Origin of the sequence: Flavobacterium sp. UBA6195 (assembly GCF_002422095.1) — a bacterium.
In the GTDB taxonomy this organism is placed as follows: domain Bacteria; phylum Bacteroidota; class Bacteroidia; order Flavobacteriales; family Flavobacteriaceae; genus Flavobacterium.
This window is the reverse complement of record NZ_DITB01000092.1, coordinates 1-18,120: the sequence shown is the minus strand read 5'-3', so window position 1 is coordinate 18,120 and position 18,120 is coordinate 1. Positions and strand designations below refer to the sequence as shown.

Here is an 18,120-nt window from a genome sequence, read left to right as displayed (position 1 = left end):
GAATTGGCGGTGGTAAATGAATTCTACCTGTAATTGGTTCAAAATCGTGAATTGAAAATGCATACGGATAGTTATAACCATCGTAACCCACTACATCAAATGGATGTGTTGCATAAACCAATTCAAAAATTTCGTCTTTCTTTTTGATTTTGATTACGAATTCCCCTTTTTCGTTATACGTTTCTAATTCTTCTGGACGACGGATATCTCTTTCACAAAATGGTGAATGTTCTAACAATTGTCCGAACCAGTTTCTGTATTGTTTTGGTGTGTAAACTGGCGAATGTGATTCTACGATAAACAAACGATTATCTTCGGTATCAAAATCCATTTTATAAATCATTCCTCTAGGAATAACCAAATAATCCCCATATTTGAAATCTAAATTTCCTAACATGGTTCTTAATTTCCCTGTTCCTTTGTGAATGAAAATTACTTCATCAGAATCCGTGTTTTTATAAAAATAATCAGTTGTAGATTTTCTTGGAGCTGCCAAAACAATATGACAATCGGAATTCGTAAGCACGATTTTTCTACTTTCTAAGTAATCATCTTGTGGCGCTACTTCAAAACCGCGTAATCGATACGATTGAATATTATTTGCCTTAGCAATTTTAGGCGCAACACTGTATTGGTTTCTAATTTCCTTTACTTGTGTAGGACGATGCTCGTGATACATATTTGTTGACATTCCGTCAAAACCTACTGTACCAAATAGCTGCTCATAATACAAATCCCCGTTAGGTTTACGGAATTGTATATGACGTTTATGTGGGATATTTCCCAATTTATGATATATTGGCATTGTGATTAATTTTTATAAGAAAATTAAATATATGTCTAAGAACCAATTTTGTTAGAAGATAGAAACGTATTGGTAAGAAATACCTCTCACTCAGGATTTCTCTTGATGAGGAACTTAAGATGCGCTAATAAACCGGACCATTTTTTCATCCTTACAAATATCGTAATTTTTTTTTAAAACCAAAATCCTACTGAAAACCAGGTGTGGTGATCTTTTGTTTCGGGCGACCAAGAGTGCTTTATTTCAACAGGACCTATCACGGTTTCCATGCCATAACCTATGGAATATCCAGAATACTTAGGTTCGATTAGCCAAGTATCTACATTATCGAAAATATTATCTCCAATATTAGCAAAATTAGCACTAAAATTAAGATGGTGTTTTTTAAAGATTTCATAATCTAATTTTAAATTCAGTTTCAAATAACTATCGCCACCTAAACTTAAATAATCATATCCATAAAAAGGTCTGATATTATTCACCTGTTGAAAACCATAACCTCCTAAAACAAAGTCAAAATAAGAAACACTTCTTTCTCCAAAAGCAAAACCTCCTTCTGATTGAAGTATAAATGTAGTGTTTTTAAAAAAGGGTTGGGCAAAACTAAAATCTGCCTTTGCAATTGAAAATCGCTCAAAATTATTACTATAATCTGTCGAATAAGCGTAATATTTCAGTTCGGAATTAAAATTCCATCCTGATTTTGGAAAATATTTTTTGTCAAATGAATCATATTTCATAAATCCAAAAAGCGAAAGGTAATTACTGTCCTCAATAACTGGTGATGTATTTTCAGATGTTTCGGATTCTAATCGTAGAAATTTATATTCTACACCTGCTCCTAATGAAAATTTTTGTGCGAAAATCGTTTGCATATAAGCTTGATTACTTAAGTCAAAAAAATCAACATTAATAGCATTAGCTGTTGTATTAAAAATTGGATTATCTACAATATTGCTTGTAATATTTCTGTTGAAAGTTGTTAATCTAGAATTAAAACCAAAACTCCAATAAAATCCGTTATCAATATAATAATCGAAATTGTATCGAATATTATCCCCTAGAACCAAATCAAAAGAAGCCACATCGTTTTTTGCTATGAGACGTTTTTTAGTGTAATTCAACAAAATCCCACTTTTGAACAAATCATCGTAATGCAAACCAAATTTTAAAAACGTATGTACTTCATTTTCTTTTAAGTTGATCAATAATTTATCACCCCCTTCATGTTTTTCAAACGCATAGGATATAGCGCTAAAGTTTTGTGTGGCATTTAAGTTTAAAATGCCTCGCTGCAATTGATTTACGGCGATTTTACTATTTTTTTTAAATTTTAATTTACCAATGATATAAGATCGTGTGAAATTTTCGAGCTGGTTAATTTCAATATCCGTAATTAAAATAGAATCTTGTTTGGTGATTTTTGATGAATTTCTTGAATTCAAACCACTAAATGGAGTTAATTCTTTAATAAATTTCAATGCCTTTTCCTTGCCTTTTTTTATGATTTCCTTACCCCTTTCAAAAGCTACAACTGTGAAACCTTTAATATCGGGTTTGATGTAAATATCGGTAGCTTTTTGCTTTCCTTCCATTTTTTGGATCATTGAAAAATTATTGATTTGAGCCAATACAGAAGTCACATCTTTTAACTCATTTCTTGTTCTTAAACCATCCTGAACATCGACACCAATTACAAAATCAACTTCTCTAGCTTTTAATTCTTCAATAGGATAATTATCCACAACACCGCCATCAATTAAAAGTCTTCCATTAATTTCAAATGGACTATATAATGTAGGCAACGCACCACTAGCAATCATACTTTGTGCTAAGATTCCTGAATCTAAAACTACCTTCTCACCCGTTTCTGCATCTGTTGCAATGCATAAAAACGGAACGGGTAACTGTTTAAAATCACGAACATGACTTACATGTTGTGTTAAAGAAGACAACAAATTGAAATTGTACAATCCTTTAGAAAGTCCTTTCGGCAATCCCAATTTAAACTTGTTAAATGGAAGCGTTAAAGCATAGATCTCGTCATTTCGCTTTTCGTAAAAAGATTTAGCTTCTCTTGGTGTATAATCTTGAAGTAAGGCATCAATATCTACATTTGAAAAAATAGAATCCAATTGTTCGGCGTTGTACCCCGATGCATACAATCCACCCACAATGGCACCCATACTAGTTCCTGCTACATAATCGATTTTTATTCCTAACGAATCGATTACTTTTAGCACGCCAATATGTGCCAATCCTTTTGCACCACCACCACTAAGCACAAGTCCAACTTTTGGTCGCGGGGTTTCTTGTCCTAAGCTGATTTGGGTAAAAATTAGTAGGCTTACAAACAAGAAGAGTTTTTTCATTATTTATTTTCAGATTGAATTGTCTTGTAAAAGTCGGAAATTTTTTTGGCTTTTGAAACACCTACAACTTCAGAAATTGCTTTTTCGTCGGCATTTTGCAATCTTTTAACACTTTTGAAATGTTTCATTAAAGTAATCATCGTTTTTTCACCGATTCCTGGAATACTTTCCAAACTATTGGTTAAAGCCGATTTACTTCTTTTATCGCGATGATGGGTAATTCCAAATCGATGCGCTTCGTTTCGTAAATACTGAATCACTTTCAAGGTTTCCGATTTTTTATCCAAATACAACGGCACCGAATCACCCGGATAAAACAATTCTTCCAAACGTTTTGCAATTCCGATAATGGCAATTTTTCCTCGTAATCCTAAATCATCAATACTTTTTAAAGCCGAAGATAATTGCCCTTTTCCACCATCAATAATAATCAATTGCGGTAAAGGTTGATTTTCATCTAACATGCGTTTGTATCTTCGATACACCACTTCTTCCATCGAAGCAAAATCATTTGGACCTTCAACTGTTTTAATGTTGAAATGACGGTAATCTTTTTTACTTGGTTTCCCATCTTTAAACACCACACAAGCCGAAACAGGGTTAGTTCCTTGAATATTCGAGTTATCGAAACACTCGATATGTCTTGGCTCTACTGATAAACGCAAATCTTTCTGCATTTGTGCCATGATACGATTCGTATGACGTTCTGGATCAACGATTTGAATTTGCTTTAATTGATCTAATCGATAAAATTTGGCGTTACGCTCTGATAAATCTAAAATTTGCTTTTTATCACCTAATTGAGGTACGGTTACTTTTACATTTTCTCCTAAATCTATTGCAAATGGAACGACAATTTCTCGGGCATTCAAATGAAAACGTTCGCGTAATTCAACAACGGCTAATTCTAGTAATTCTTCGTTGGTTTCGTCTAATTTTTTCTTCAATTCTAACGTGTGCGAACGAACGATTGCTCCATGCGAAATCTGCAAAAAGTTCACATACGCCATCGTTTCATCGGAAATAATCGAAAACACATCCAAATTGGTAATTTTCGGATTCAAAACCGTAGAACGCGATTGGTAATTTTCTAAAACTTCAATTTTTTCTTTGATTTTTTGCGCTTCTTCAAACTTCATTTCCATCGCCAAATCGGTCATTAATTTCTTGAAATCTTTCAAACTTTCTTTGAAATTTCCCTTTAAAATTTGACGGATTTTTTCGACTTGATTTTGATAGTTTTCAGCCGTTTCATAACCTTCACAAGCGCCTTTACAATTGCCAATATGATATTCCAAACACACTTTAAATTTTCCCGTATCAACATTTGCTTTCGATAAATCGTAAGTACAAGTTCGTAATGGATACAATTCTTTAATTAAATCTAAAATCGTATGAACCGTTTTAAAACTGGTGTAAGGTCCAAAATATTCCGAACCATCTTTAATCATTTTTCGGGTAGAGAATATTCTTGGAAATCGTTCATTTTTAATACAAATCCAAGGATACGTTTTGTCATCGCGAAGCAAGACATTGTAACGCGGTTGCAGCTTTTTAATCAGGTTGTTTTCCAACAATAATGCATCGGTTTCCGTAGGAACAACAATGTGTTTTATCGTAACTATCTTCTTAACTAAAACCGAAGTTTTATAATTATCATGATTCTTAGTAAAATACGATTGAACACGTTTTTTTAAGTTTTTCGCCTTCCCAACATATAGAATTTTTCCTTCCTTATCATAATACTGATACACACCCGGATTATCAGGTAAAGTTTGGATTTGAAGTTCTAATGGTGTTTGCATTTTATTGAAAGATGATAGAACAAAGATAATAGAATTGTTTTAATTGGCACGCAGATGAAACGGATGCTTTGCAGCGCAAATTGGACGGATTTTAAAAATTGCGAACTTGGCGTAAATCTTTGCGCTCTTTGCGATTAAACTTTTTATTTTAAATCTGTATCCCAATAAAAAATTGATTTTTGAACTTGAACTTGCCCTTGTTCTTGAACTTTTCGTATTTTTAACACCTTAGAATCAACCAAATGACAGCCTCAAAACCACTTGTAATACTAAAAGAAACCATTTTAGCGGGCGAAAGCAAAACCATTAACATGGAAATTGCCAAGTTGCACACCATGAACAAATTGAAAATTCCAATAATTGTGGAACGTTCAAAACTTGATGGTCCAACGGTTTTATTCACGGCTTGTTTGCATGGCGATGAAATCAACGGAACTGAAATTGTGCGTCAGTTAATTATTCAAAAAATCAACAAACCAAAACGTGGCACAATTATTTGCATCCCAATTATTAATATTTTCGGATTTGTCAATCAAACGCGTGAATTTCCCGATGGTCGCGATTTGAATCGGGTTTTTCCTGGAAGTAAAACAGGTTCTTTAGCCAGTCGTTTTGCGTATTACATTTTGAAAGAAATTATGCCTCATGTAGATTATGCCATCGATTTTCATGCTGGTGGTGCGAGTCGTTTTAATGCCCCTCAAATTAGAATTGTTCCAGAAAATTCAGAATTAAAAGAACTTTCGGATGTTTTCAATGCGCCTTTTACCTTGTATTCGAAAAATATTTCAGGTTCGTTTCGAAATTCTTGTGATAAATTAGGGGTTAAAATGTTGCTTTTTGAAGGTGGAAAATCATTGGATTTAAATCTTCAAGTTACCGAAGAAGCGGTAGAAGGAACTAAACGATTTCTAAACCATTTAGAAATGCTAAATCCGAGAAAAAAAGTAACTAATCCTCAAAATAAAACCATTTATATTGAAAAATCGAGTTGGATAAGAGCGAAATATTCCGGTATGTTTCATGGTTTAACAACAATTGGAAGTTTTGTCAAAAAAGGCGAATTATTAGCTACTATTTCTGATCCATATGGAAAAATCGAACATAAAGTAAAAGCATCACATGAAGGTTATATCATCAATGTAAATAACGCTCCGATTATTTACCAAGGCGATGCTATTTTTCATATCTCAACCCAGTTAGAATTGGAAAGCTAACAATTATCATATTTTTATTGGTATATCCACTGTAAATTCGCCAAAAATTTTTAGGTATGAACTTCTGGAAAAAATTAACACAAGAAGAAAGAAAAGCCCGTATTGAAAAGGCTTTACACGATAATGTAAATTTCTCAAAAGACGCTTCATTAGGATATCCAGCGTCTAAATTAGATAATCGCGTTTTTTATGATGATGCGCCTTTTTTAAAAGATGCACCAACACTTCAAACTTATGTTGCCAATCCAAATAATATTGGGTGTCATACTTTTGGCACTTCGGAAAAAGCATTTTATGGCACACAAGAAATTGAGCGTGAAGTTTTAAACGTCATTGCGGTTGATATTTTTAAAGCCAAAGAAAACGAATTTGACGGTTACATCGCTCCTGGTGGAACGGAAGCGAATATTCAAGCGATTTGGGTTTTTAGAAATGAATTCATGCATAAATTCGATGCGAAATTAGAGGAAATTGCCATTTTAGCTTCGGAAGACACACATTATTCCATTCCAAAAGCTTCTAATTTATTGCAAATCGATTGGTTGAAAATTCCGGTAGGGTTTGAAAACCGTGAAATTGATCCGATTGCTTTAGACAATATCATTTCGGAAGCTAAAAATAAAGGAAAAAAATACTTCATTGCCGTTTCCAATATGGCGACTACAATGTTTGGTTCTGTGGATAATCCGGATGTGTATACTTCTGCATTGGAAAAAAATAATGCGACGTATCGTTTGCATATTGATGGCGCTTATGGCGGATTTGTGTATCCGTTTAGTAATCAAAATTCAAAAATTAACTTTAGTAATCCGAAAATTAGTTCGATTACCATTGATGCGCACAAAATGTTGCAAGCTCCTTATGGAACAGGTGTTTTTGTTTGCCGAAAAGGTTTAATCGAAAACGTATTAACCAAAGAAGCAGAATACGTAGAAGGCATGGATTTAACGCTTTGCGGAAGTCGTTCTGGAGCGAATGCGGTTGCAGTTTGGATGATTTTATTTACATACGGTGCTTATGGATGGTTTGAAAAAGTGAGTATTTTGCAAATGCGTACTCAATTTTTATGTAACGAATTAGATAAACTAAATATCCAATATTTCCGTGAACCGTTTATGAATATCGTAACGATTCATTCGGAATCTATTCCAGAAAAAATTGCTGAAAAATATGATTTGGTGCCACAACAACACAACGAAAATAACAAATGGTACAAAATTGTGTTAATGGATCACGTAGAAGTAGAACATTTGACTAAATTTATAGACGAATTAAAAGCGTCTGTAAATGGATAAGAAATCGTTAAGGCAAAAGGCAAAAGTTGAAAGGCAAAAGTTAACTCAAGAAGAAATCGAAGACAAAAGTTTGGCGATTGCGAACCAATTGTTGCGTATGGACATTTGGGACAAATTGTATTATCATTTGTTTTTAACGATTGAAGAGCAAAAAGAAATCAATACCGAATATATTCTTCAAATTTTAGCGGGAAAAGATAAAGAAATCGTCATTTCGAAGTGCGAATTTGCTACTTTAGGAATGATGCATTTTTTATTAACCGATAATACCAAAATCAAAAAAAACAGTTACAACGTTCCAGAACCGGTTGATGGTTTAGAAGTTCCTGACACGAAAATTGATGTGGTTTTTGTACCGCTTTTAGCCTACGACAAGCAAGGAAACCGCGTGGGTTACGGAAAAGGTTTCTACGATAACTTTCTAAGCAAATGCAAGCCCGAAACGATTAAAATTGGATTATCCTTCTTTCCTCCAGAAGAAAAAATTAACGATGTTTCGGAAAATGATGTAAAATTGGATTTTTGTGTGACGCCTGAGGGGATTATCTCATTCTAAAATTCATAATCAATTCTACTAAGCCATAGATGAAAATATGGGTTATAACAAAAAATCCACCTGATAAAAGAACTGCTAATGAATTTCCTCCTTTGAAATTATCTTCATCTAAAAAAACATAAAACATCAGAAAGAAATAGATCAAAAAAATAATCAAATTCACTTTATAAGTAGTTCTTTTAGTAAAAATTAATCCCAAAAGAAAATAAGCAAATACCGAAAAATACACAAAGTATAAAAGTGTAAATTCAGAATCTGTAGGAAACATTATTCTTGAGTTTGATTAGTTTCTTCCTCTTTATCCGCATGAGCAAAAGCTCTTTTGTTAAATACGATTAAAATCCCAACACCCGTTGAAATCGCCACATCGGCTACGTTGAAAATAGCGTTGAAGAAAGTGAAGTGTTTTCCACCCCAAATTGGCAACCAAGAAGGTAAATTACCTTCCCACATTGGAAAATAGAACATATCTACTACTTCTCCATGGAACCAAGTCCCATAAGGTTGGTCTGAAAAAGCGGTTGCAACTTGATGATAACTATCGTTAAAAATAACTCCGTAAAAAACAGAATCGATAATATTTCCTAAAGCGCCGGTGAAAATCAAAGCAATGGCTACAATTAAATAATTTGAAGCTTTATTTTTAACCGAATCCCATAACCACCAGGCGATTCCACCTACAGCTACAATTCGGAATAAGGTTAAGATTAATTTCCCATGTTCACCTGGAATTTCTGCTCCCCAAGCCATACCTTCATTCTCTATAAAATGAATTTGAAACCAATCTAAACCCATTACTTTTATGGATTCTCCAATAAAAAAATGTGTTTTGATATAGATTTTTGAAATCTGATCAATTAATAAAATAGCAATGATTAATAAATAGGCTTTCTTTAACGACATGTTCAATTTTTTTGCAAAAATAGTGGAATTTATCAAATAAAAAACGCCCCAAACGGAGCGTTAGTATAATTTTGTAAAAAGATTAACGTTGCAAGTTTTTTGCCTCGATACTCATAGTGGCATGAGGAACGATTTTTAATCTTTCTTTATTAATTAATTTGCCAGTAACCTTACAAATACCATAGGTTTTGTTCTCGATACGAATTAAGGCATTTTTTAAATCTCTAATGAATTTTTCTTGACGAATAGCTAACTGCGAATTAGCTTCTTTGCTCATCGTTTCGCTTCCTTCTTCAAATGCTTTAAATGTTGGCGATGTATCATCAGTTCCATTATTTAAATCATTCATATAAGCACTTTTAATTAGCTCTAAATCGCTTTTAGCTTTTTCTAATTTAGCTTGAATTAACGCTTTGAATTCAGCTAAATCGGCGTCTGAATATCTAATTTGCTCCTCTACCATAATTTCAATATTTTTTATAGTTATACGTCGATTAAAAGCTTTTGGCTTTTATTTTGAAATTAATATACTTGTTTTAATATCATCAAACTCAATTTCTGTACCATTTTCAAGGTTTTCAACAAAAATTAAATTTTCAGTTAATGTTTCTGACTTAATATACGATTCATTAGCTAAAACGGCTTCCTCAACTTGCGAATTTTTATCCATTTTAACCGTAATCTTATCTGTTACTTCAAAACCAGAATCTTTTCTGATATTTTGAATTCTATTGATTAATTCTCTCGCAATCCCTTCTTTTCTTAATTCATCGGAAATGGTAATATCTAACGCTACTGTAATTCCGTTTGAATTGGCTACTAACCAACCTGGGATATCTTGCGATGAAATTTCAACATCATCTTGTGATAAAGTTATACTTTTTCCTGCAATATCCATAACTAATTCGCCATCACGCTCTAATTTAGCAATTTGCTCTTGTCCAAAATTTTGTATCTCTTTGGAAATCAATCCCATATCTTTGCCAAAACGAGGACCTAATGTTTTAAAATTAGGTTTAATTTGCTTCACTAAAACTCCAGAAGCATCATCCAACAACTCTACTTCTTTCACATTTACCTCCGCTTTAATTAAATCAGAAACCGCCTCAATTTCTGCACGCTGATTATCATCAAGTACAGGAATCATAACCCTTTGCAACGGTTGACGCACTTTAATCATTTCCTTCTTACGAAGTGATAAAACTAATGAAGAAACCGTTTGCGCTTTCATCATTTTGCTCTCTAACGATTTATCAACAAAGTTTTCAACCATTTTTGGAAACTCGGCCAAATGTACGCTTTCAAACGACTCAGAACCTGTAGCTTGTGTTAAATCTCGGTAAAGTTTGTCCATAAAGAACGGTGCAATTGGAGCCGAAAGCTTCGCAACCGTTACCAAACAAGTATAAAGCGTTTGATACGCTGCGATTTTATCTTGCGCATAATCGCCTTTCCAGAATCTTCTTCTACACAAACGAACGTACCAGTTACTCAAGTTTTCTTGAACGAAATCGGAAATAGCACGAGCCGCTTTTGTTGGTTCGTAATCCGCGTACGCTTCATCTACCAATTGAATTAAAGTATGTAATTCCGATAAAATCCAACGATCAATTTCTGGTCTTTCGTTTAATGGAACTTCTGCTTCATCGTATTTAAAACCATCGATATTCGCATATAAAGCAAAGAACGAATACGTATTATAAAGGGTTCCAAAGAATTTTCTTCTTACCTCAGCAACACCTTCAATGTCAAATTTTAAGTTGTCCCAAGGATTTGCATTGGAAATCATGTACCAACGTGTAGCATCTGGACCGTATTCAGCCAAAGTGGTGAATGGATCTACTGCATTTCCTAGACGTTTCGACATTTTTTGTCCATTTTTGTCTAAAACCAATCCATTTGAAACTACGTTTTTGTAGGCAATTTTGTCGAAAACTAAAGTTCCGATTGCATGTAATGTATAGAACCAACCACGAGTTTGGTCAACACCTTCGGCAATAAAATCAGCTGGAAACGCTTTATTTTCGTCGATTAACTCTTTATTTTCAAATGGATAATGCCATTGTGCATAAGGCATCGCGCCTGAATCGAACCAAACATCAATTAAATCCGTTTCACGTTTCATTGGTTTTCCTGTTGGAGAAACTAAAACAATTCCGTCTACTACATTTTTGTGTAAATCCACTAAATCGTAGTTAGCTTCGCTCATGTCGCCAATTTTGAATCCTTTGTATGGATTTTCAGATTGGAAACCTGCTGCGATGGATTTCTCGATTTCGTTGTACAATTCTTCAACTGAACCCACTAACATTTCTTCAGTTCCGTCTTCACTTCTCCAAATTGGCAAAGGAATTCCCCAATATCTTGAACGCGATAAGTTCCAATCATTCGCATTTTTCAACCAATTTCCAAAACGACCTTCTCCTGTAGCTTTTGGCTTCCAGTTGATGGTGTCATTTAAGTCGAACATTCTATCTTTAATTTCGGTTACTTTGATGAACCAAGAATCTAATGGATAGTATAAAATTGGTTTGTCCGTTCTCCAACAATGTGGGTAACTGTGAACGTATTTTTCAACCTTAAAGGCTTTGTTTTCTTCTTTTAATTGGATAGCGATTTCTACGTCAGCTGAACGTTCTGGCGCTTCTCCTTCGTTGTAATATTCGTTTTTAACGTATTTCCCTGAAAAATCACCTAAGCCTTGGATGAATCTTCCTTGTAAATCTACCAACGGCACAGGATTTCCGTTTTCGTCTAAAACTAACATTGGTGGTACTTCAGGAGTAGCTTCTTTAGCCACTTTAGCATCATCTGCTCCAAATGTTGGTGCGGTGTGTACAATTCCAGTTCCATCTTCTGTAGTTACGAAATCACCAGAAATTACACGGAATGCATTTTCTGGATTTTGATAAGGTAACACTAATGGCAATAATTGTTCGTAACGAATTCCTACTAAATCAGCGCCTTTTGCTTCGGCAACAATTTGATAAGGAATTTTTTTGTTTACTGTCTGAATATCTGAAGCTTCAATTAAATTTATTGTTTCTTCATCAAAATTATATCCTACATCACTATATTTTGAATTATCGTAACCTTGTGTCTTTTTTCCTACTTTAATATCAAATAAATTTCGGAAATCAACATCAGTAAACTTTTGCCCTGTTATTGCCTCAATTCTTCCTATTCCATCATATTCACTATTCAAATTAGAAAAATCAATTGTTAAAGGAACTTGAAAGAATTTTCCTTTGAAATGCTTTCCAACTAAATTTTTTGCCAATATTACATTGATTTGTTGTCCTGTATATTCATTAAATGTTTTCACTAAAACATAATCGATTTTTGGCCCAACAGTTAATGCCGTATTTGATGGCAATGTCCAAGGAGTTGTCGTCCAAGCTAAGAAATGAACCGTTCCAAAACCTTGCAAGAAACTTGGTAACGTTTCGTCTTTTGCTTTGAATTGCGCTACAATCGTAGTATCCGTAACATCACGATATGAACCTGGCTGATTTACTTCGTGCGAAGACAAACCTGTTCCCGCTTTTGGCGAATAGGGCTGAATGGTGTAGCCTTTGTATAGTAAATCTTTGTTGTAAATTTGTTTCAACAACCACCAAACGGTTTCCATGTATTTGGATTTGTACGTCACATACGGATCTTCCATATCAACCCAATATCCCATTTTTTCGGTAAGGTCGTTCCAAACATCCGTGTAGCGCATAACGGTTCTTTTACACGCTTCGTTGTATTCGGTAACCGAAATCGTTTTTCCGATGTCTTCTTTAGTGATGCCTAATTCTTTTTCGGTACCTAATTCTACTGGTAATCCATGCGTATCCCAACCTGCTTTTCGCTTAACTTGGTAGCCTTTTTGAGTTTTGTAACGACAAAAAATATCTTTAATCGCACGCGCCATTACGTGGTGAATTCCAGGTAAACCGTTTGCAGATGGTGGTCCTTCAAAAAACACGTAAGGTGTAGCTCCTTCACGAGAAGTTACCGATTGTTCAAAGATGTTGTTTTTTTTCCAAAAATCAAGAACTTCTGATGCTACTGTTGGCAAGTCAAGTCCTTTGTATTCAGTAAATTTTGTACTCATTTTGTCGCTTTCTTAAATCAATTTGCGAAGGTAATGATTTAAAGGTAAAAGGCAAAAGGTAAAAGGTAAAAGTTAAGAATTAGGAAAAAACTTCTTTTAAAACTTCTAACGATTTTGGTTTTTTGAAGCCTTCGAGATGTAACATATAGAAATCTAAGAGGATTTTCAATAGAATTTGACGTTCTATCCCAGCAAAAGTTTTTTGATTGGAATCAAATTTTAATTCGATTAATCGTTTAAACAATTGTGTTTCATGTGCTGAAAGTGTATTTACCGATTGAAATGGAGTAAAAAACGCTTCTTTCACATCGAAAAAATGGAAATCTATTTCGGAAACATCGGGATAAAAACCTAAGAATTTGGTCATTTCCATCATCAAAATTAGATGAAAATTTGCCGCTTCTTCATGAGTATCTAACCAAAGCAAAGCGGTTTCTAAAAACGAAAAAAGATTTTCATTTTTCTCTTCTTCGTGGATGCTGTGATGTAAAATTTCGGAAAGAAAAATTACGATAGTGCTTTTGACAATATCGGTATTAATCGAATGAAAACTATGTGCTAATTTTATTTCTTTAAAATGTTCGAGTGTGCCTTTATTTTTATGATTCGCTTCGATTTCAATAATTGTTAACGGTTGAAAATACGCAATTTTTTGATTCGCTTTTTTGTTAGAATAAGCGCTTTGTACAAAATAACTTTTTAAACCATCGGATTGTGTTAAACACTTTACAATCAAGCTTTTTTCTTGATATTTTAGGGAAGAAAGAACGATAGCTTTAGTTTTGACTAGCATTTTTCAGTTTATTTTCGTTAACAGAAACTAATACAAAAGTAATTAGAACAAACTGGAAAGGCATCATGTATCGGGAACAATTTACTGGACCAGTTATCAGAACATAATAGCCAATAAAAACAAAGAAAAAATATTCGGAGAAACTTCTTTTTTTAGTTGAATAGAATTTAAAAAAATGAAACCATTTAAAAAGCAGTACGAGAAAAATTGGAACTAATAAAAAATAGACAAGTAGTAATGATTTTTTGGAAAACAAAGAAGAAAAAGGTTTGTTTCCATTCAGTATTTCAAGAAAACCTTGTCTACCATCTTCTTTTGCAATAAATGTCATTAAATCAAATCTTCCTGGGTCAAAAACACCTCGAATTCCTGTTGAAATGTGATAAAAAGTATACGGAATGAAATTGGCTTTTATCTCATTATAAGCAACTAACTTAAGAAAATCGTTGGTTTCTTTTTGATTTTTGTCTGTTAATGAAGTATTTATATTTGAAATCCATTGATCAGCAATTTCTTTTGATTCGTTTTTTGCTTTAAAATAATATAAATTGTAATAAATGAGATTTTGATTTTCCATTGAGGAAAAGTGTTTGTAACCAAATTTATTTTGATTGTAGTTAATATACAAAAGAACCGAAAAAACAGGCAATAAAACCCAAAAATTGAAACGTTTTACTTTGAAAAAATAAATCAACATTAGTGCTAAATTTATAAACACAAAGGGATAAAATACGGGTTTTGTGAATGCCAATATTGTTAATATTAGCTGTGCATACTTAATGTTTTTCCAATGAAAGTGAACGGTATACAAATAAAAAAGTAAAGTAATCAGAAAAAGAATAAGTATTTCAGACATTACTAATTGTGAATATATAAAAATCGAGGGAGTTAATAAAACTATAATCAATAACAAATTCTCATTCTTGATTTTGTAAAAAGCTAATATTTTATAAAAGAAAAGGAAGCTTAAAAATAAAAGTATTGCTTGAAAAAATACAATTACAAAAGGATTAAATGTAAAAGTCAAGGATAAAAATAATGGATAAACAAAAGGTCTTCTACTAATTATTGGGTCTTGAGTATTAATATAATCGCCTTGAATAATCAACTTTGCAACCTCAATATATTCTTCAGAATCTACAAGATTGAAGTTACCATTCCATATTCGTAATAATAGTAGAACAATATAAAATATGATAAACACAAAAATACGCTTCGAGAAATTCTTATTTTTTCTCTTCATGATATTCTTCTTCGGTATTAATAGACCAAATGTTTTCTTTAGATACAATACCATTTTTTATGTTTTGAACAGCTTGCATTGCTGTTAACATAGAATGATCTTGGTTGTTGTATTTATGCATTCCATTTCTTCCTACTAAAAACAAATTTGGAATTGCATCTACAAAATTTCTAATTTTATAAAATTCGTTATACGCTCCAAAATAAGCAGGATAGGTTTTAGGAACTTTAATAACTTTTGCATCCAAAACATTTTTATTAGAATCTATAAAACCTAGCTGTATTAATTCTTGACCTGCTAATACAATTAATTCTTCTTCGTTTAATTGCCAAAGCGAGTCGTTTTCATTGCAAAAATATTCCAACCCTAACCAAATGGTTTCTGTATTGGAAACTAAAAACGGACTCCAATTATTGAACACTTGAATTCTCCCAACTTTTACATAGCTTTCTTGAATATAAATCCAATTATCGTTTAGTTCAATTTTTGTTTTGTCTAATAATATACCAACAGTTATAAAATCGCGATAAACTAAATTATCTGAAATCTTTTTAATATCTAGTGGAATAGCAAAAGAGAAAGCATTGAATAAATCTTTTATAGGCATTGTAGAAATGCAGTAATCAAATGCAATGGTAGATTGTGCTTTTTCTTTTCCTGTTTCTACCAAAGCAAACGTCAATTCTTTTGTTCCGTTGAGTTGAACAACTTTAGTGTTTTTAAGGAGAATTCCTCCTTTTTGTTCCACAACTTCTGCTACTTTAGTCCATAATTGTCCAGGTCCGTATTTGGGATATAAAAAATATTCAATTAATGATGTTTCGGTGTTTTTTTGGTTAATATCTTTTTTTCTGAAGGGCTTTTGGAGAATATCAAAAATGGTTTTGGTTATTGAAAGTCCTTTTATTCGTTGTGCACCCCATTCTGAACTAATTTCTGCACAAGAAACACCCCAAACTTTTTCAGTGTAGTCTTTAAAAAAAGTTTGATACAAACGAACACCAAATCGGTTAATAAAAAAATCTTCTAATGATTTTTCATTTTTTATTGGAAAGATTACACTTTTTAGATAGCTAAAAAGTATTAAAACCGTATTTAAATATCCTAATTTTGAAATCGTTTTAAAGCTTAATTTTATAGGATAATCGAAGAATTTCTTTTGGTAAAAGATTCTTGAAAGTCTTTTTCTAACTAAGAATACAGCTTCTGAATCATTGTTTATTAGGTTAACTTGAATGGTGGAGTGCTGATTTTGATATGAAATTTCTATTTCATTAGTTTCTGAATAAATAGGTAAAATTTCTTGCCACCATTGCATCACTACATCTGATTTTGAAAAAAAGCGATGTCCTCCAATATCAATTCGATTGCCATTGTGATTTTCAGTTCTTGAAATTCCACCCCATAAATCGGTTGCTTCAACCACAACAGGTTGAATATCTGTATGTTTTAGGAATTCATAAGCTGCTGTTAAGCCTGCTGGACCTCCTCCAATGATTAGAACTTTCTTCAAAACACTTTATCTAATAATCATTACTTTTTTCACTGTCGAATCTGTAGCGTCTTCAGAAGCCACAAAAATCATATAAACGCCAGATGCTACTTTGTGCTTTCCAAAGGCTTTAGTATCCCATTCAATAGTTCCTCCAGCAGCTGTAGTCTCATAGACTAAATTTCCTTCAATATCGGTGATTTTAACATTTGCCTTATCGGTTAATCCACTGATTTTTAAAGTCCCTACGAAATTTGGTCGCACTGGATTTGGATATACAAAAACATCACTTAAACTATCATTTGGTTTGGTAGAAGTTCCTAAGAAAGAAACCATTCCTTTATCTGTTGCAAAAAACACTTCACCTGAAACACCATCGATTTCTATATCGTTGATATTATCACTTGGTAAAGGCGAATTGTTTTTGGTAAATCGATAAATGGTTTCTTGTCCATCAGAAGACACTAAGAAAACCCCTCCATCGGCAATGGAAACCCATTTTCTGTTAGCACCATCAACAGCAATATCTAAAATCGTTTGTTGATAAAACAACTCTTGAGCTAAATCACCTTCCTGAATGATAATAGAATTAACGTTTAATTCTGTTTCAGAAATAAAACGATCTACAGAAACAACTCTTAATCCTGCAAAAGTTCCAATCCACAATTGGTTTCTATTATCTACTGCTACACAACGCACATCATTATCCGCTAAGTTTCCATTTGTAGAATTAATTACAATAAATTTATTGTTGTAATTTTCATTAAAGGCAATTAATCCATCATTTAATGAAGGAATCCATTTAGTTCTATTTTTATCTATAGCCATTGGCCCATACCTACCCGTTGAAGCTGTAGGAGCAACATCAGCTAAACTATAGGATTGCCATTGACCACTTGAACCTAATACCTTTATAGCCTTTTCAACAAATGCATTTGTTAACCAGAGATTTCCGTCTTTATCAAAAGCTGGACTGTTTATACGAATATCAACATAACTTGGACTTCCTGGCACAACTAATGATTCTAAACCATTAGGCCCTGTATTTGTATTGTTAAAAAGTTCTATGTTTTCATTTTCTATTTTCAATAACCCTGAAAAATAGGAAGTTGCAAATATTTGATTTGGATTGTTTGGATTAATTACAATATCGCTTATAGACTTAGCTTGAAATAAATCCTCATAAGGGATTAATTCCCAACCAGTATCATTTGAAAATTTACTAATCCCAAATTCATCTAAACCGTAAGGATTATAATCTCGTGAATAATCACCATAAACCGCCCATAGGTAATTAGGCGCTTTTTTTACTCTGAAAATATAATTTCGTACGGGACCATTGGGTGACATTGACTGAAAAACAGTTGGATTTGCTAGAGAGGTTGAAAACAGACCGTCTTTTTCTGTACCAATATAAACTATTCCACTTACTACTGTTGCTGCTTTAAAAATAGCATTGTAGTCTGGAATTTGTGTAATATCAACTAAAACAGTGTATGATTGATTTAAAACAAATACATGATTTTGTGTAGTTACA

Annotated in this window: 14 protein-coding genes; 3 read left to right on the top strand and 11 right to left on the bottom strand. The window is 32.9% G+C overall.

Features of this window, described 5'->3' with window-relative positions; translation table 11 throughout:
* From B4I81_RS08385 to uvrC, 3 genes are all read right to left on the bottom strand, one after another.
* On the bottom strand, positions 1-805 hold an 805-nt coding region (locus B4I81_RS08385; RefSeq protein ID WP_291109595.1), incomplete at its 3' end, for a homogentisate 1,2-dioxygenase.
* 173 nt (positions 806-978) lie between these two features.
* Positions 979-3,177: a patatin-like phospholipase family protein gene (locus B4I81_RS08380; RefSeq protein WP_291109593.1), complete on the bottom strand. Its 2,199-nt coding sequence runs from the start codon at positions 3,175-3,177 to the stop codon at positions 979-981.
* The gene (uvrC, locus tag B4I81_RS08375) at positions 3,177-4,982 is read right to left on the bottom strand and encodes an excinuclease ABC subunit UvrC (RefSeq protein WP_291109591.1); all 1,806 of its coding nucleotides are present in this window, start codon (positions 4,980-4,982) and stop codon (positions 3,177-3,179) included. The genes B4I81_RS08380 and uvrC overlap by 1 nt, the downstream gene beginning before the upstream one ends.
* A 242-nt stretch (positions 4,983-5,224) precedes the next feature.
* Here uvrC and B4I81_RS08370 point away from each other — a divergent pair, with 242 nt between their 5' ends.
* Genes B4I81_RS08370 through B4I81_RS08360 form a run of 3 tightly spaced genes read left to right on the top strand, consistent with a single transcriptional unit; the run spans position 5,225 to position 8,050 of the window.
* Positions 5,225-6,199, top strand: coding sequence for a succinylglutamate desuccinylase/aspartoacylase family protein (locus tag B4I81_RS08370; protein ID WP_291109589.1), 975 nt, complete (start codon positions 5,225-5,227; stop codon positions 6,197-6,199).
* A gap of 56 nt (positions 6,200-6,255) precedes the next feature.
* Positions 6,256-7,494: a pyridoxal-dependent decarboxylase gene (locus tag B4I81_RS08365; RefSeq protein WP_291109587.1), complete on the top strand. Its 1,239-nt coding sequence runs from the start codon at positions 6,256-6,258 to the stop codon at positions 7,492-7,494.
* On the top strand, positions 7,487-8,050 hold the full coding sequence (locus tag B4I81_RS08360) for a 5-formyltetrahydrofolate cyclo-ligase (RefSeq protein WP_291109585.1): 564 nt from the start codon (positions 7,487-7,489) through the stop codon (positions 8,048-8,050). The genes B4I81_RS08365 and B4I81_RS08360 overlap by 8 nt, the downstream gene beginning before the upstream one ends.
* Here B4I81_RS08360 and B4I81_RS08355 read toward each other — a convergent pair.
* The 8 genes from B4I81_RS08355 to B4I81_RS08320 form a co-directional block, all read right to left on the bottom strand.
* Positions 8,037-8,318, bottom strand: a complete 282-nt coding sequence (locus B4I81_RS08355; protein WP_291109583.1) for a hypothetical protein — start codon at positions 8,316-8,318, stop codon at positions 8,037-8,039. The two genes, B4I81_RS08360 and B4I81_RS08355, sit on opposite strands and share 14 nt — an antisense overlap.
* Complete coding sequence (locus tag B4I81_RS08350) at positions 8,318-8,953, bottom strand: lipoprotein signal peptidase (protein WP_291109581.1); 636 nt, start codon at positions 8,951-8,953, stop codon at positions 8,318-8,320. Before B4I81_RS08350 ends, B4I81_RS08355 begins: the two co-directional genes overlap by 1 nt.
* 82 nt (positions 8,954-9,035) lie before the next feature.
* The gene (locus tag B4I81_RS08345; protein WP_291109579.1) at positions 9,036-9,416 is read right to left on the bottom strand and encodes a TraR/DksA family transcriptional regulator; all 381 of its coding nucleotides are present in this window, start codon (positions 9,414-9,416) and stop codon (positions 9,036-9,038) included.
* Between the two features lie 48 nt (positions 9,417-9,464).
* Complete coding sequence (gene ileS, locus B4I81_RS08340) at positions 9,465-13,055, bottom strand: isoleucine--tRNA ligase (RefSeq protein ID WP_291109577.1); 3,591 nt, start codon at positions 13,053-13,055, stop codon at positions 9,465-9,467.
* 79 nt (positions 13,056-13,134) lie between these two features.
* Positions 13,135-13,848, bottom strand: a complete 714-nt coding sequence (gene recO, locus B4I81_RS08335; protein WP_291109575.1) for a DNA repair protein RecO — start codon at positions 13,846-13,848, stop codon at positions 13,135-13,137.
* Complete coding sequence (locus B4I81_RS08330; RefSeq protein ID WP_291109573.1) at positions 13,832-14,425, bottom strand: hypothetical protein; 594 nt, start codon at positions 14,423-14,425, stop codon at positions 13,832-13,834. The genes recO and B4I81_RS08330 overlap by 17 nt, the downstream gene beginning before the upstream one ends.
* Positions 14,426-15,074: 649 nt before the next feature.
* Positions 15,075-16,604, bottom strand: a complete 1,530-nt coding sequence (locus B4I81_RS08325) for an NAD(P)/FAD-dependent oxidoreductase (RefSeq protein ID WP_291109571.1) — start codon at positions 16,602-16,604, stop codon at positions 15,075-15,077.
* A 6-nt stretch (positions 16,605-16,610) separates the two neighbouring features.
* On the bottom strand, positions 16,611-18,120 hold a 1,510-nt coding region (locus tag B4I81_RS08320), incomplete at its 5' end, for a two-component regulator propeller domain-containing protein (protein ID WP_291109569.1).

What these genes read in the sequence shown, in the direction of transcription:
- ileS (WP_291109577.1), bottom strand. Translation starts at nt 13,055, where the DNA reads ATGAGTACAAAATTTACTGAATACAAAGGACTTGACTTGCCAACAGTA.
- B4I81_RS08355 (WP_291109583.1), bottom strand. Translation starts at nt 8,318, where the DNA reads ATGTTTCCTACAGATTCTGAATTTACACTTTTATACTTTGTGTATTTT.
- B4I81_RS08365 (WP_291109587.1), top strand. Translation starts at nt 6,256, where the DNA reads ATGAACTTCTGGAAAAAATTAACACAAGAAGAAAGAAAAGCCCGTATT.
- B4I81_RS08360 (WP_291109585.1), top strand. Translation starts at nt 7,487, where the DNA reads ATGGATAAGAAATCGTTAAGGCAAAAGGCAAAAGTTGAAAGGCAAAAG.
- B4I81_RS08380 (WP_291109593.1), bottom strand. Translation starts at nt 3,177, where the DNA reads ATGAAAAAACTCTTCTTGTTTGTAAGCCTACTAATTTTTACCCAAATC.
- recO (WP_291109575.1), bottom strand. Translation starts at nt 13,848, where the DNA reads ATGCTAGTCAAAACTAAAGCTATCGTTCTTTCTTCCCTAAAATATCAA.
- B4I81_RS08350 (WP_291109581.1), bottom strand. Translation starts at nt 8,953, where the DNA reads ATGTCGTTAAAGAAAGCCTATTTATTAATCATTGCTATTTTATTAATT.
- B4I81_RS08345 (WP_291109579.1), bottom strand. Translation starts at nt 9,416, where the DNA reads ATGGTAGAGGAGCAAATTAGATATTCAGACGCCGATTTAGCTGAATTC.
- uvrC (WP_291109591.1), bottom strand. Translation starts at nt 4,982, where the DNA reads ATGCAAACACCATTAGAACTTCAAATCCAAACTTTACCTGATAATCCG.
- B4I81_RS08370 (WP_291109589.1), top strand. Translation starts at nt 5,225, where the DNA reads ATGACAGCCTCAAAACCACTTGTAATACTAAAAGAAACCATTTTAGCG.
- B4I81_RS08330 (WP_291109573.1), bottom strand. Translation starts at nt 14,425, where the DNA reads ATGGAAAATCAAAATCTCATTTATTACAATTTATATTATTTTAAAGCA.